We start from the raw sequence: 13,459 nt of genomic DNA on the forward strand, positions 1-13,459 counted from the left end.
CAGGCACCCCGAGCCAGACGCCGGAGCCGGGCACCGGAGCCAGACGCCGGAGCCGGGCACCGCCACGACAGTGCCTCAGGGCGCGAGCGTCCCGCCCGAGGCGGGCGTCAGTCGCCGGCGGGCCCAGCGGCCGGGTCCGACTGGGCGGCGGCGATGCGGGCCCGGGCGCCGTCGAGGAAGTCCTGGCAGGTGCGGGCCAGCACCTCTCCGCGGTCCCAGAGGGCGAGGGAGTCCTCGAGGGTGATCCCGCCGGCCTCGAGGCGGCGGACCACGTCCTCCAGTTCGGCGCGGGCGGCCTCGTAGGTGGGCGGGCCTGGCCGCGCGGCGGTCGGCTCGGTCATGGCGGGGCTCCTGGAGCTCGGGGTGGTCGGTCACGCCGGGACGCGGTCGGGGGGCGTTCTGGTCAGGCTGGGGGTCCGCTCAGGCTGAGGAGTCCACCCCGACCGGAGCCTCGTCGACGGCGGCGGGCGCCGCGGCCGGCGACTGAGACGGGAGCGGGTCGGCCACTGTCGCGGTGAACAAGCCCCGCGCGACGCGGACGTGCAGCGTCTGGTCGGCGGTCAGGCCCGCCGGGTCGCGGATGATCGCCCCGCTGGACCCGTCCTGGACCAGGGCGTAGCCGCGGTCGAGCGTCGCGGCCGGCGAGAGCGCCCGCAGCCGGGCGGCCGCGTGCGCGACCTCCCGCCCAGCGACGTCGACAGCATGGGTGACGCACCGGAACGCGCGCCGGGCCAGGGCCTCCACCGACTCGCCGCGGCGGTCGAGACCGCGCAGCGGGGCGGCCAGCGCCGGCCGGCCGCGCAGGTCGGCCAGGGCCCTGCTCTCGCGGTCGAGCCGGTGCTCGACGACGCGCCGGGCCCGCCCGCGCAGCTGCGCGACCAGCGCGGCCTGCTCACCGACGTCGGGCACGACCTTCTTGGCCGCGTCGGTCGGCGTGGAGGCGCGGACGTCGGCCACGTAGTCGAGCAGTGGGCTGTCCTGCTCGTGTCCGATCGCCGACACCACCGGGGTGCGGGCCGCGGCGACCGCCCGCAGCAACGCCTCGTCGGAGAACGGCAGCAGATCCTCCAGGGAGCCACCCCCGCGCGCGATCACGATGACCTCGACCTCGCGGTCGGTGTCCAGCTCGCGCAGGGCGTCGATGACCTGGCCCGCCGCCAGCGGCCCCTGCACCGCGACCTCGCGGGTGACGATCCTGACCGCCGGCCAGCGGCGGCGGGCGTTCTCGACCACGTCCCGCTCGGCGGCGCTGGCCCGGCCCGTGATCAGGCCCACCGCGCCCGGCAGGAACGGCGGCCGGCGCTTGCGTGACGCGGCGAACAGCCCCTCGGCGGCCAGCAGCTGACGCAACGCCTCCAACCGGGCGAGCAGCGCGCCGACCCCGACCGGGCGGATCTCGAAGACCTGTAGCGCCAGGGTGCCCCGCCCCGGGTGGAAGGACGGCTTGCCCCAGACGACGATCCGGGCGCCGTCCGTCAGCGCGGGCCCGACGGCGTCGAGCACGGTGCGGGCGCAGGTGAGCCGCAGTGAGACATCCGCCACCGGGTCGCGCAGGGTCAGGAACGCGGTGCTCATGCCCGGCCGCCGGGAGATCTCCGTGACCTGGCCTTCGACCCAGATCCGACCCAACCGGTTGATCCAGTCCCCGAGCGCGCGCGACACCGTCCGCACCGGCAGCGGCTGTTCAGGCGTCGAGGTCATGGTCACCCCTGCACGTTAGGCGGTCGGGCTCAACGCTGTGTGGGACGGATCGCGTCAACGCGTGACGCACCGGCGGCCGGTCTTCCCGCCGGGCCGGTGCCGCGTAGACTGCCGAGACATGGGGCGGGTCCTTTTGGCCAAGCCGCGCGGCTACTGCGCCGGTGTCGATCGAGCGGTTCAGACCGTGGAGAAGGCACTGGAGCTGTATGGCGTTCCGGTATACGTGCGTAAGCAGATCGTGCACAACGCCCACGTCGTCAAGACGTTGGAAGCGAAGGGCGCGATCTTCGTCGAGGAGACGGAAGAGGTGCCGCACGGTGCCACCGTCGTGTTCTCCGCGCACGGGGTAGCACCCACCGTGCACGAGGAGGCGTCCGAGCGGAAGCTGCGGACGATCGATGCCACCTGCCCGCTGGTGACCAAGGTGCACTCCGAAGCGCGCCGGTTCGCCCGCGAGGACTACGACATCCTGCTCATCGGCCATGAGGGCCATGAAGAGGTCGTCGGGACCACCGGGCAGGCGCCGGACCGCATCCACCTGGTGGACGGCCCGGAGGACGCGGCGGACGTGAAGGTGCGTGACCCGAAGCGGGTCGCCTACCTCTCGCAGACGACGCTGTCCGTCGACGAGACGATGACGACGGTAGATGCGCTGCGCGAGCGGTTCCCGCATCTGACCGGGCCGCCGAACTCGGACATCTGCTACGCGACCCAGAACCGCCAGGTGGCCGTGAAGGAGATCGCGAACGCGGTCGACCTGATCCTGGTCGTCGGCTCGCCGAACTCGTCGAACTCCGTCCGCCTCGTCGAGGTCGCCCTCGACGCCGGCGCGCCGGCGGCCTATCTGGTCGACAACTGCGAGCAGGTCAACGCCGAGTGGCTCCAGGGCGTCGAGACCGTGGGCGTCACCAGCGGCGCCTCCGTGCCGGAGGAGCTGGTCACCGAGCTGATGTCGTGGCTCGCGGAACGCGGCTTCAACGACGTGGAGGAGGTCACCTCCACCGAGGAGCACCTGCTCTTCGCGCTTCCGCCGGAGCTGCGCCGTGACATGCGCCGCATGAAGGAAAGCGCCGCCACCAGCTGAACCGAGCGCAAGACACCGCAACATACAAGGGCCGCGCCTGGTGCGCGGCCTTTGTCGTCGGCGCGGCACCGGGCGAGCCGGTTCGGGAGCCCGTGCGCGCCGGCAGCCGCGTGATCGAAGATGACCGGTGGCAGCATCTTCAGGACGACGCGCCGGTCCAGGACGAGGAGTAGCGGGACATGACCGAGCAGGAGTACCGGATCGAGCACGACAGCATGGGGGACGTCCGGGTCCCGGCCAGCGCGAAGTGGCGGGCGCAGACCCAGCGCGCGGTCGAGAACTTCCCGGTCTCCGGGATGCGGATCTCCCGCGCGCACATCCAGGCCCTCGCTCGGATCAAGGCCGCGGCCGCGACCGTGAACGCCAAGCTCGGGGTGCTGGACGGTGAGATCGCCGAGGCGATCGCGTCCGCCGCCGCCGAGGTCGCCCGGGGCGACTGGGACGACCAGTTCCCGCTGGACGTGTTCCAGACGGGCAGCGGGACGTCGTCGAACATGAACACCAACGAGGTCATCGCGACGCTGGCGACGGAGCGGCTCGGCCGGCCGGTGCACCCGAACGACCACGTGAACTGCTCGCAGTCGTCGAACGACGTGTTCCCGTCGTCGATCCACATCGCCGCGACGCAGGGCATCGTCACCGAGCTGATCCCGGCGCTGGAGCACCTGGCCGCGTCGCTGTCGCGTAAGAGCGAGCAGTTCGCCGACGTGGTCAAGTCCGGCCGTACCCATCTGATGGACGCGACCCCGGTGACGCTCGGCCAGGAGTTCGGTGGCTACGCCGCGGCCGTGGCGCTCGGGATCGAGCGGCTGAACGCGGCACTCCCCCGGATCGGCGAGCTTCCGCTGGGCGGCACCGCCGTCGGCACCGGGATCAACACCCCGCCCGGCTTCTCCGCGACCGTGATCTCGGAGCTCGCGGCCAGCACCGGCCTGCCACTGACCGAGGCGCGCAACCACTTCGAGGCCCAGGCGTCCCGGGACGGGCTCGTCGAGGCGTCCGGCGTGCTGCGGGTGATCGCGATTTCGCTGTACAAGATCTCCAACGACCTGCGCTGGGCCTCGTCCGGCCCGCGCGCCGGGCTCGGCGAGATCCACCTACCGGACCTGCAGCCAGGTTCCTCGATCATGCCGGGCAAGGTGAACCCGGTCATTCCCGAGGCGGTCTGCCAGGTGGTCGCCCAGGTCGTCGGCAACGACGCCGCCGTCGCGTTCGGCGGCTCGGCCGGCAACTTCGAGCTGAACGTGATGCTGCCGGTGATCGCCCGCAACCTGCTGGAGTCGATCCACATCCTGTCGACGATCAGCCGGCTGTTCGCGGACCGCTGCATCGACGGCGTCGAGGCCGACGTCGAGCGGTGCCGCCGGTACGCCGAGTCCTCGCCGTCGATCGTCACGCCGCTGAACAAGTACATCGGCTACGAGGAGGCGGCGAAGGTCGCCAAGCTGTCCCTCGCGCAGGAGAAGACAATTCGCGAGGTCGTGCTGGAGCGCGGTTACGTCGAGGACGGCAAGCTCACGGTCGAGCAGCTCGACGCCGCGCTGGACGTCCTGTCGATGACCCACCCGTAGGCGACCCCGCCACGGCTGGGCGTGCCGGTGGCCGATCCTGGTCGGCCACCGGCACGCGGGGGCCGGTGGCTCAGCCCAGCATGGCGGGCGGGGCCGTCCAGATCCGTACCTGGTCGACGTACATCGTCACCCACTGCGGGGTGGAGGCGTCCCGGCAGGGCAGCGTGGCCACACAGCCCTTGTCGAGCTGCAGCGCCAGGTGCATCGGCGAGGTGGACGGGATCGGGTCGAAGCCGGAAGCCGGCCGGTTCACCGTGTAGCGCGGCATGCCGTCGAGAAGCACAGTGATCCGCTGCGGCAGCCATTCGACGGCGATGGTGTGCCACTGGGTGAAGTCCGCCGAGATCCCGCTACCGACGACGTTGTTCGCGGACCCGTTGTGGATGTTCACCCCGCCGGACTGCCGGCTGCCGTCCCACACCTCGATGGCGTCGACCTCACCGTCGGTCGGCCATTTCTCGCTGCGCGGCCAGAGCAGGACGACGGCCGAGTAGCCGTTCCCCCGGTCGACCCGGAAGGTCGCCTCCCAGCGGCCGAAGAGCTGGTTGAAGGTCGATGCCACACCGCCGGACACATCCCGGCCGGAGGAGTCAAGGCCGCCGGTGAGCCGCAGCTGGCCGCCCGAGACGACGCTCCTGCTGGCCTCCCGGGGGTAGGCACGCGCGTCCGGCGAGTCGTAGATGTACCAGTGCGACGCGGTGAGCGCCGTGCCGTCGAAGGTCTCGACCTGCGCCGGGCTGCCCCAGCCGGCCGCGCTCCCCGCCGCCGGCGCGGCCACCGCGGGCCTGCTCGCCGGAGCGGGAGCGCGGCTCGCCGGCGCCGGGGCGGCCGCCAACGCGAGCGGTGACGGTGTCACCCTGGCCACGGGCTGGCTGCTCGCCGGAGCCACCGGCGCGGCGGAGGACGGGACCGCCGAGGCGGCCGGGACGCCGGTGGCGGAAGAGCTCTGGACCGGCGCGGGCGTGGCTGTTCCGCGGTCACCACCAAGGGCCTGGGGTGCCTGGGAGCAGCCGAGAAGGAAGCCGGCGCAGACCGCGGCGGTCGTGAGAACCGTCGCGCGACGCCGGCGCGTAACCCTCGCCACGTCACCGCGAGCACACACTGGCGTCATGCGATCACTGTACCGTTTGCGGTCTCCTGTACCCCGATGGGGCATTCCTCCGGCGGCGCGCAGAAGATCGGGCCTGACGGTCGCCTACGGGCAGTCCGTTTCGCCCCGGCCACCGGTCCGGGCGGCGGCCGGTCGACAGGTGTCGCCGTTGGAACCGTCGCGGAAAGAGGCGGTAACAATAGTGGCGGTGGGCACTTTGCCCCTTGTCCATCCAGATACCCTCTGTTTGCAGATCTGCGATCGATTGACCCGGGAGCGGGTCGCTGGCGCACGACGACCTGGCGCACAGCAACCTGGTGTTCAGCAACAGGGGGAGCCCGCGTGTACGACTACGACGTGCTGGTCATCGGGTCCGGGCCGGGCGGCCAGAAGGCGGCGATCGCCGCCGCCAAGCTCGGGCGCCGGGTCGCGATCGTGGACCGCCGCGACATGATCGGCGGCGTCTGCATCAACACCGGCACGATTCCCTCGAAGACGCTGCGTGAGGCGGTCCTGTATCTCACCGGGCTGTCGCAGCGGGAGATGTACGGGCAGAGCTACCGGGTCAAGGACGACATCACCGTCGGAGACCTGACCACCCGCACGCAGCACGTGATCAGCCGCGAGATCGACGTCATCCGCAGCCAGCTGAGCCGTAACCACGTCTCGATCCTCACCGGCACGGCGGCGTTCGCCGACCCGCACACCGTCTCCATCACCAGCGCCGCCGGCCTCGACGGTCGCCACGTCACCGCGGAAAAGGTCATCATCGCGACCGGGACCCGGCCGGCGCGGCCGGAGACGGTCGACTTCGACGGGCGGACCGTCGTCGACAGCGACCAGATCCTCAACCTCGACAAGTTGCCCCGTTCGATGGTCGTCGTCGGTGCCGGCGTCATCGGCATCGAGTACGCGTCGATGTTCGCGGCACTCGGGACGAAGGTGACGGTCGTCGAACGCCGCGACCGGATGCTCGACTTCTGCGACCTGGAGATCGTCGAGGCGCTGAAATACCACCTGCGCGACCTCGCCGTCACATTCCGGTTCCGCGAGTCGGTCGTCTCGGTGGAACGGCACAACGGCGGAACGCTCACCCTGCTCGAAAGCGGCAAGAAGATCCCGGCCGACACCGTGATGTACTCCGCCGGCCGGCAGGGCCTCACCGACAGTCTCGGTCTCGACAAGGCCGGCCTGGCGGCCGACAACCGCGGCCGTATCAAGGTGGGTTCGGACTTCCGTACCGAGGTCGACCACATCTACGCCGTCGGCGACGTCATCGGTTTCCCGGCGCTCGCCGCGACGTCGATGGAGCAGGGCCGGCTCGCCGCCTACTCGGCTTGTGGCGAGGAGGTGCACGCGATGCGCGCCGAACTGATGCCGATCGGGATCTACACCATTCCGGAGATCTCCTACGTCGGGAAGACCGAGGACGAGCTGACCGAGAGCTCCGTGCCGTTCGAGGTCGGCATCGCGCGGTACCGGGAGCTCGCCCGCGGCCAGATCGTCGGCGACTCGTACGGCATGCTCAAGCTGCTGGTCAGCCCTGACGACCGCAAGCTGCTCGGGGTCCACGTCTTCGGCACCGGCGCCACGGAGATCGTGCACATCGGCCAGACCCTGATGGGCTGTGGCGGCACCATCGACTATCTGGTCGACAGCGTCTTCAACTACCCCACGTTGTCCGAGTCCTACAAGGTCGCGGCCCTCGACGCCATGAACAAGATGCGGGCGGTGGCACGCTTCAGCGGCTGATCCCGCGCCGGCCGGATCCGCCGCCGCGGCGGCGGTACGCTGGCCTAGAACGGCGTGCCGCCCTGCCAGACCGAGATCGGGCCGACGGTCATGGTCTGCGGGAAGGTCGTGTTGGCCGGGTCACCGGCGCCGACGGCGATGTTCAGGACGAGGCTCTCGGGCTTGCCGAAGGGCCAGTCCCAGCCGGCGGCGGTCGCGTCCTGCGCCCAGACCGCCATGTGCTCCTTGCGGTCGATGTAGAACCGGACGGTCTGGCCGTCGAAATACACGCCGTACGAATGCGTGCGAGCGCGAAGGTCCGGGCCGAGATCGGTGGAGCCACCGGCGTCGCCCCACCCGAACTCGGCCAGCGCCCGCGGGTTTCCGATCTCGGCCATGTGGGCGGCCGTGTGCACCCAGGTCGTGTCGGCGCCCGCCACCTCCATCACGTTCAGCTCACCGGACGCCGGCCAGCCGACCTGCGGAAAATTGCTCCCGATGAGCCAGAAGGCCGACCAGACACCGCCGCCCACCGGCACGTCGATCGTCGACTCCACATAGGACCCGGGCTGGACGACGACCTTGCCGAGGGTGTTGATCCGGGCGCTCGTGTAGTCCCGGCGAATACCGTCCGGACCCGTCTTCGTCTCGCGCCGGGCGGTGATCACAAGATGCCCGGAGCCGTCCAGCTGGGCGTTGGAGACGCTTCTCGTGTAGGTCTCCAGCTCGCCGTTCCCCCAGCCGTTCCCGCCGACCTCCCGGTTCCACTGCGCCGGGTTCGGCGGGCTGCCAGCCGGTCCGTCGAAGGAGACCACCTGGGCCGGCGGGCCGTCGACATGAGGCACCCCGGGAACGACGACCGGGCTCACACTTGCGCCCGTCAGCTGGTAGTGGAAGGCCTGGTCAGCGGGCAGCTGCACGTACAGAGCCGTGTCGTCGCCGCCGGGGGCGGTCGCGACGAACGTTCTGGAGACCAGATGCCACTCGGTGTCCTTGTGCGCGCTGCCCATGCTCGCCGTGCTCGGCTGGGCGCGATAGTTCTGGTTGGCGAGCACGAGGATCAGGTTCGCACCCGACGCGGTCACGTCGCGGACCCACAGCTGCATCCGGTAGGTACTGCCGACCTGGAAATAGTCCCCGGGCTGGCGCAGCGAGATCAGGACCATCGCCCATTTCCCGGTGGGGCTGGACGCCACGACGTCCGCGGCGGTCGTCTCACCCACCGGCGTAGGCGGTGTGGCCACCCTCGTCAGCTCGACGTGCCCGGTGTCCGAGGACGCCCGCCAGCCGGAGAGGCTCGTGATCAGCGAGCAGTTGAGCACCGCGTCCCCGGCGATCTGAGTGGGCGGCGCGGCGGGCCCACGCGGGGTGACCGCGGCGGCGGCCGGCTCCTGCGTCGTCTTCCCCGAGCCCGTGAAGCTCGCTCCTACCAGAGTCGCGGTCACGAGCAGGGCGAACATCCCGGCGGCAGCCAGGTGGGTTGGCCGCAACCGCTTCCGCCGCAGCCGGGCCGAGCGGTGCCGGGCCGGGCTGGGCCGGGCGTCTGCCGGGGTCTCAGGTACATCGATATCCCCGGCGACGTCCAGCGACGACCCCTCCGGGACGCCGATCATGTGCCCTCCCCAGCCTCACCTGCCGAGATCCGGGATCACACAATGCCACGCAGTTCCTTGTGGCGCTGGTTAGGCCCTGTGCCACGCGACTCTGCGCGTCGAGATATTGACGATAGGTGAGAGTTCTCGCCAGGTCAGCTGCCGGCCGGCACGGTGGACCAGGCGATCCGGGAGAGGCCGGCGATGGTGTTGATTCCCGTCTGCTCCGTGGCGCTGTCGCGCGTGTAGACGGCCATGACGTAGTCCTTGCCGGCACCGTGGACGTGGGCAAGGCTGTTGACCACCCAGCCAGGGCCGTGCGGGAGCCAGCCGTTCTTGAGCTGGACCGAGACGCCGGCTGGGACGCCCGCGGTCAGGCCCCAGCGCTGCGCAGGGATCACCGTGTTCAGCAGGCTGGTCGCCGTGGCCCTGGCGTTCGCCGAGAGGTACGGGCCCGGGTAGGAGACGGCGCGCAGCACCTTGAGCTGGTCGAGGGCGGTCGTCTCGGTCAGGCCCCAGTAGCCGCCGGATCCCGCGGTGGTCGAGGTCATTCCCAGGCGGCCGTAGAAGGCGTTCATCCCGGCCGTTCCGCCGGCGGTCCGCCACAGCGTGCTGGCCGCGGTGTTGTCGCTCACGGAAATCATGGGCTTGGCTCGCGCCAGCTGCGGCGCGGGCAGCTTCCCGCCCTCGCCGGTCTTCGAGAGAAGGTCGGTGAGAATGTCGAGCTTCACGGTGCTGGCCGTCTCCCAGCCAGTCCGGCGATTCTGCGTCACGTACACCGTCCGATCGGTGTTCTTGTCATAGAGGGCAACACTGATTGAGCCCGGTCGGCCGGCGAGGTAGGACCGCCATTGCGCGGTCAGGGCGGTAGTGAACGTCGCGGCCGCCGTGGCGGCGGCCCTCGGAGCCGCGCTGGTGGGCTGGCTCGTCGCGGTCGGGGCGACCGTGGTCAGCACCGGCGTGGGGAGGGACGCGGACGACGCCGGAGCGGCGATGAGCGCGCTGATCGAGGGCACGGCCACAGTCGGGGCCGAGCTGGGCCCGGCCGAGGCTGCGGTAGCGCTGGAGGCGAGGCCTACCCCGGTGAAGGTGATCCCGGTACCGATCGTCAGAACGATCTGCCGGGCGCGGCTACGCCGCGGTCTACGGATGCGGTGAGAACAGCCCGAGCGGCCATGCGAAAGCGCCATGCCCCCGTTTGTATGGCCGTTGTGCCTCTATTGATGTTTGCACGGTGTTACGGTTTCCAAAAATATTTGTCACGTTACGTGGCAGTCATTGGTCACAGCGCGGTTTCAATGCCCGTAAACCCAGCCGTAACGGAATGAAAGCATGACACGCCCAATACTGATTCTTAACAGAACCATTTGATCGTCCGGCCAGGTTCGGGCCAGCCGGGCGCGCTCGCGGCGAGGTCAGCCCTCGGTGCCCGGTCCCGAGGCGGGCGCCGGCGCGTGGGTCACCGCGGCCCGGGCAAGGTGGCGAGCGATCGAGCGGACGATCGTCACGCCCAGTAGCCGCAGCGCCGGGCCGGTACCCGGGTAGGTGGGGACGAAGTTCGCCCGCCAGGTGATCCGGGTGCCGCCGCCGGGCAGCGGGTCGAGGTCGACCGTCCCCCGGTAGCCGTCGACCGGGATGCCCGAGACGATCGTGTACACGATCCGCCGCGGCGGCACGTACTCCAGGATCTCCTCACGGCTCAGGATGGGACGCAGCCCAAGCTCGCGGATCGCCCCGACGCCACCGGGCGCCGATTTCCCAGTGCGGTACCAGCGCGATCGTGGCACCAGCGGCCCGGCCCAGGACGCCCAGCCAGCGCCGTCGGCCAGCAGCGCGAACACGGCGCTCGCCGGAGCCGACGACTCGACGACCAGGTCGAACGACTCGGCCCGGCCGCCGGGCCTGCCCCCGCCGGCCGCGCCTCCACCTGCCGTATCGCCTCCTGCCGTGCCGTCATGCGCCATCGTCTGGACCTCCCCGCCTCGGCCGGGCGAACTCCGGTGCGCCCGCGGCTATCGCAGCGCGGGCGCCATCCGTGAGCTGCGCCGGAGCTTGGTTCCCAGTCTTCCAGGAACGTCGTCCGCCGGGACCCAGCGCAGCCCCGCGTCGGCACGGGTGAGCTCGCGGCTGGGCAGGTGGAGCAGGTAGCGGAATTCGTAGTGGACGTGCTCCGGCTCGGCGAGCGACGGTGCCGGCGCGATGGGTACGGCGTCGACGTCGAGCGGCAGCGTCGACTCCGGCCGCAGTGTGTCCGGGTCTATCCCGGTACGGCGCCGCAGCTGGCGGAGGGTCGACCCGAGCAGCGAGGAGTCCTCTTCTCCGACATGGCCGCCGGGGAGCTGCCAGCCCGACCGCACCGGTTCGGCCACCTGCAGCAGGTGCCAGTCGGGGGTGACCACGACCGCGCGACACGCGAGGTGCGCCGGGAGCGTGTCAGGGAGAGTGACATGAGGTCCGAGCAGGGACAGGACTACGAGATCGCGGACCGCTTCGAGCTCGGCCGGGTTGGCTTCGACATAGCCGAGCGCGGCGCTGACCACTGCGTTGTTCGTGACCGACACGAGAGGGAAGCTACCGTCCGTCGGCCCGATCCACACCGTTCGCCAGACACTGTGGGCAAACTTTACGGTTCAAATGCGTTAGCCCTACGCATCGTCAACCCAACCACGAGGGACTAAGCCCTTATATCTGAGCCTAAAGACCCCTTGACGCACAATAAATCGCCCAATCATTCGGCGACTTCAATGTGCGGCACCGGCCGGGGGAAGCCGCAGCCTTTCCCGGATCTCGGCGTTCACCGCGGGCACCGGCTGGCTCGCGTCGACGACGGCCACGTACTCCTTGCGCTGGAAGATCTCCAGTACCGGCCGCGTCTTGCCGTGGTACTCCCGCAGCCGAACGGCGAGCGCCTCCGGGTTGTCATCGGGCCGGGCCACCAGCGCGCCGCCGCACACATCGCAGACGTCGGGCACCTTCGGCCGGCTCGCGATCAGGTTGTAGTCCAGCCCGCACCGGGAGCACAGCCGCCGGGCCAGCACGCGGCGCACCACCTCCTCGTCGGTCAGGTCGAGATAGATGACGCCGTCGATGTCGTAGCTCTCCAGGAAGAACTCGGCCTGCCGGGCATTGCGCGGAAAGCCGTCGACGACGAAGCCGTAGTTCCAGTCGTGGTTGGTGAGCCGTTCCCGCACGACCCGCTCCACCAGTTCGTCGTCGACCAGGTGCCCGCTGTCGACGGCGCGCCGCACCTGAGCGCCGATCTTGGTGTGGTTCTGCACGTTCCAGCGGAAGATGTCGCCGACGTTGATGTGGACCAGATCCAGGTCGGCCGCGAGCAGCCGCGCCTGCGTTCCCTTGCCACTGCCTTGAACGCCCATGATCACGTACTTGCGCACCGCCGCACCCCCTGGTCCGGGACTTGCCTGGTCAACGGAACTGCCGGTCGGGCCGGCGCGGGCGCCGGCAGCGCCCGAGGTACGGCTCAGTCCACGGTGTAGCGCCGGGGAACCCAGGTCTGGCTGTCGATGGGCGGGCGCTTGTAGGCCCGCTGCTGGCGCGGTGGCAGCACCACCGGCGGGCGCTCGACCTCCTCGTAGGGCACCTGGGAGAGCAGGTGGGCGATGAGGTTCAGCCGCGCGGTCCGCTTGTCGTCGGCGTCGACGACAAACCACGGCGCCTCGCGCAGGTCGGTGTAGGCGAACATCTCGTCCTTCGCCTCGGCGTAGTCGACCCAGTGCGCGCGCGCCTCCAGATCCATCTCCGAGAGCTTCCAGCGCTTGGCGGGATCCTTCAGCCGGGCGTGGAAACGACGGTCCTGTTCCTCATCGCTGACCGACAGCCAGTACTTCAGCAGCAGGATCCCGGACCGGGCCCAGGCCCGCTCCAGCTGCGGGCAGGTACGCAGGAAGTCCTCGTACTCCTCGGCCGTGCAGAAGCCCATCACGTGCTCGACGCCGGCGCGGTTGTACCAGCTGCGGTCGAAGAACACGATCTCGCCGGCGGCCGGAAGGTGCGCGACATAGCGCTGGAAGTACCACTGGCCGCGTTCCCGGTCCGTCGGTGTCGTGAGCGCGACGACCCGGTAGTGCCGCGGGTTCAGCCGCTCGGTGATCCGCTTGATCGTGCCGCCCTTGCCGGCGGTGTCCCGGCCTTCCAGGACCACCACGACGCGCTGACCGGAATGCACGATCCACTCCTGCATCCGCACCAGCTCGATCTGCAGCCGGGCGAGCTCCGCCTCGGCGTCCGCCTTCGACAGCCGGGCCGGCGTCCCGGCCGCCCTGCCTTCGTCGCCGCCGGTCTTTTCCGCCTTGTCCGCGCCCAATACCGCTCCCCGGTGTCTCGAGCCGCCTTCGCCACCCGCACCCGCCGGCCGCGGCTCACCTCGGCGGCCCGGACCACACGGTCGCGGCGGCGTCCCCCCATCGTCCGCGCCGGCGGCCGCCTCGGCGCGGGAAACCCGGGGACTACGAACAGCCGTGGACAGCCACTGGAGGGCGACCGGCACACCAACCCGGTAACAGGTCGGCGGCGGGCCGGGACCCAGCGCGCCAGTCCTGGTACGACAGGCCACCAGGCCATTCGGGCCTCGCGGCCACCCGCGGCCTCTCGGCGAGGCATTCGAGACCGACCGAACAGTAGACCAGGAGCCGGCTGAAGGCGCCCGATCCGGACAGTCCAGGATGAGGTG

At 70.6% G+C, this 13,459-nt stretch carries 13 protein-coding genes; 4 read left to right on the top strand and 9 right to left on the bottom strand.

From position 1 onward, the window contains the following. Positions 1-107 precede the first annotated feature (107 nt). Entirely contained in the window at positions 108-341 is a 234-nt protein-coding gene (locus FRADC12_RS09180) for an exodeoxyribonuclease VII small subunit (RefSeq protein WP_045876348.1), read from the bottom strand. A gap of 79 nt (positions 342-420) precedes the next feature. Continuing rightward, on the bottom strand, positions 421-1,707 hold the full coding sequence (gene xseA / locus FRADC12_RS09185) for an exodeoxyribonuclease VII large subunit (protein ID WP_045876349.1): 1,287 nt from the start codon (positions 1,705-1,707) through the stop codon (positions 421-423). A gap of 112 nt (positions 1,708-1,819) precedes the next feature. On the opposite strand from xseA, the gene FRADC12_RS09190 reads away from it, so the two are divergent. Continuing rightward, a complete protein-coding gene (locus tag FRADC12_RS09190) occupies positions 1,820-2,785 on the top strand; it encodes a 4-hydroxy-3-methylbut-2-enyl diphosphate reductase (RefSeq protein WP_045876350.1) in 966 nt (321 codons plus the stop codon). 179 nt (positions 2,786-2,964) lie between these two features. Beyond that, positions 2,965-4,356 carry a class II fumarate hydratase gene (locus FRADC12_RS09195; RefSeq protein ID WP_045876351.1) on the top strand — a complete coding sequence of 464 codons (1,392 nt, stop codon included), beginning with the start codon at positions 2,965-2,967 and terminating at the stop codon, positions 4,354-4,356. A gap of 70 nt (positions 4,357-4,426) precedes the next feature. Here the strand turns inward: FRADC12_RS09195 and FRADC12_RS09200 are convergent, their stop codons facing one another. Beyond that, the gene (locus FRADC12_RS09200) at positions 4,427-5,221 is read right to left on the bottom strand and encodes a glycoside hydrolase family 16 protein (RefSeq protein WP_198152838.1); all 795 of its coding nucleotides are present in this window, start codon (positions 5,219-5,221) and stop codon (positions 4,427-4,429) included. Positions 5,222-5,788: 567 nt separating this feature from the next. Here FRADC12_RS09200 and sthA point away from each other — a divergent pair. Continuing rightward, positions 5,789-7,198, top strand: coding sequence for a Si-specific NAD(P)(+) transhydrogenase (gene sthA, locus FRADC12_RS09205; protein ID WP_045876353.1), 1,410 nt, complete (start codon positions 5,789-5,791; stop codon positions 7,196-7,198). A gap of 44 nt (positions 7,199-7,242) precedes the next feature. Here the strand turns inward: sthA and FRADC12_RS09210 are convergent, their stop codons facing one another. Both FRADC12_RS09210 and FRADC12_RS32965 read right to left on the bottom strand, forming a co-directional pair. Continuing rightward, complete coding sequence (locus tag FRADC12_RS09210; RefSeq protein ID WP_045876354.1) at positions 7,243-8,790, bottom strand: family 16 glycosylhydrolase; 1,548 nt, start codon at positions 8,788-8,790, stop codon at positions 7,243-7,245. A 134-nt stretch (positions 8,791-8,924) separates the two neighbouring features. Beyond that, positions 8,925-9,542 (bottom strand): serine hydrolase, encoded by a 618-nt coding sequence (locus FRADC12_RS32965; protein WP_232303688.1) that lies wholly within the window; start codon positions 9,540-9,542, stop codon positions 8,925-8,927. 97 nt (positions 9,543-9,639) lie between these two features. Here FRADC12_RS32965 and FRADC12_RS32970 point away from each other — a divergent pair, with 97 nt between their 5' ends. Further along, the gene (locus FRADC12_RS32970; RefSeq protein ID WP_232303689.1) at positions 9,640-9,927 is read left to right on the top strand and encodes a hypothetical protein; all 288 of its coding nucleotides are present in this window, start codon (positions 9,640-9,642) and stop codon (positions 9,925-9,927) included. Between the two features lie 257 nt (positions 9,928-10,184). On the opposite strand, the gene FRADC12_RS09220 is transcribed toward FRADC12_RS32970, so the two are convergent. The 4 genes from FRADC12_RS09220 to ppk2 form a co-directional block, all read right to left on the bottom strand. Then, positions 10,185-10,733: an SRPBCC family protein gene (locus tag FRADC12_RS09220; protein ID WP_052710776.1), complete on the bottom strand. Its 549-nt coding sequence runs from the start codon at positions 10,731-10,733 to the stop codon at positions 10,185-10,187. 48 nt (positions 10,734-10,781) lie between these two features. Beyond that, positions 10,782-11,330, bottom strand: a complete 549-nt coding sequence (locus FRADC12_RS09225) for an NUDIX domain-containing protein (RefSeq protein WP_232303690.1) — start codon at positions 11,328-11,330, stop codon at positions 10,782-10,784. A gap of 180 nt (positions 11,331-11,510) precedes the next feature. Next, positions 11,511-12,164 (bottom strand): adenylate kinase family protein, encoded by a 654-nt coding sequence (locus FRADC12_RS09230; protein WP_045876357.1) that lies wholly within the window; start codon positions 12,162-12,164, stop codon positions 11,511-11,513. A gap of 86 nt (positions 12,165-12,250) precedes the next feature. Next, entirely contained in the window at positions 12,251-13,093 is an 843-nt protein-coding gene (gene ppk2 / locus FRADC12_RS09235) for a polyphosphate kinase 2 (RefSeq protein WP_045876358.1), read from the bottom strand. Between the last annotated feature and the right edge of the window lie 366 nt (positions 13,094-13,459).

The organism is Pseudofrankia sp. DC12, assembly GCF_000966285.1.
GTDB lineage: Bacteria > Actinomycetota > Actinomycetes > Frankiales > Frankiaceae > Pseudofrankia.

Excerpts from the sequence above, each read along its gene's own strand:
- FRADC12_RS09180 (WP_045876348.1), bottom strand. The coding sequence starts at position 341 with ATGACCGAGCCGACCGCCGCGCGGCCAGGCCCGCCCACCTACGAGGCC.
- FRADC12_RS09190 (WP_045876350.1), top strand. The coding sequence starts at position 1,820 with ATGGGGCGGGTCCTTTTGGCCAAGCCGCGCGGCTACTGCGCCGGTGTC.
- FRADC12_RS09195 (WP_045876351.1), top strand. The coding sequence starts at position 2,965 with ATGACCGAGCAGGAGTACCGGATCGAGCACGACAGCATGGGGGACGTC.
- FRADC12_RS09210 (WP_045876354.1), bottom strand. The coding sequence starts at position 8,790 with ATGATCGGCGTCCCGGAGGGGTCGTCGCTGGACGTCGCCGGGGATATC.
- FRADC12_RS09220 (WP_052710776.1), bottom strand. The coding sequence starts at position 10,733 with ATGGCGCATGACGGCACGGCAGGAGGCGATACGGCAGGTGGAGGCGCG.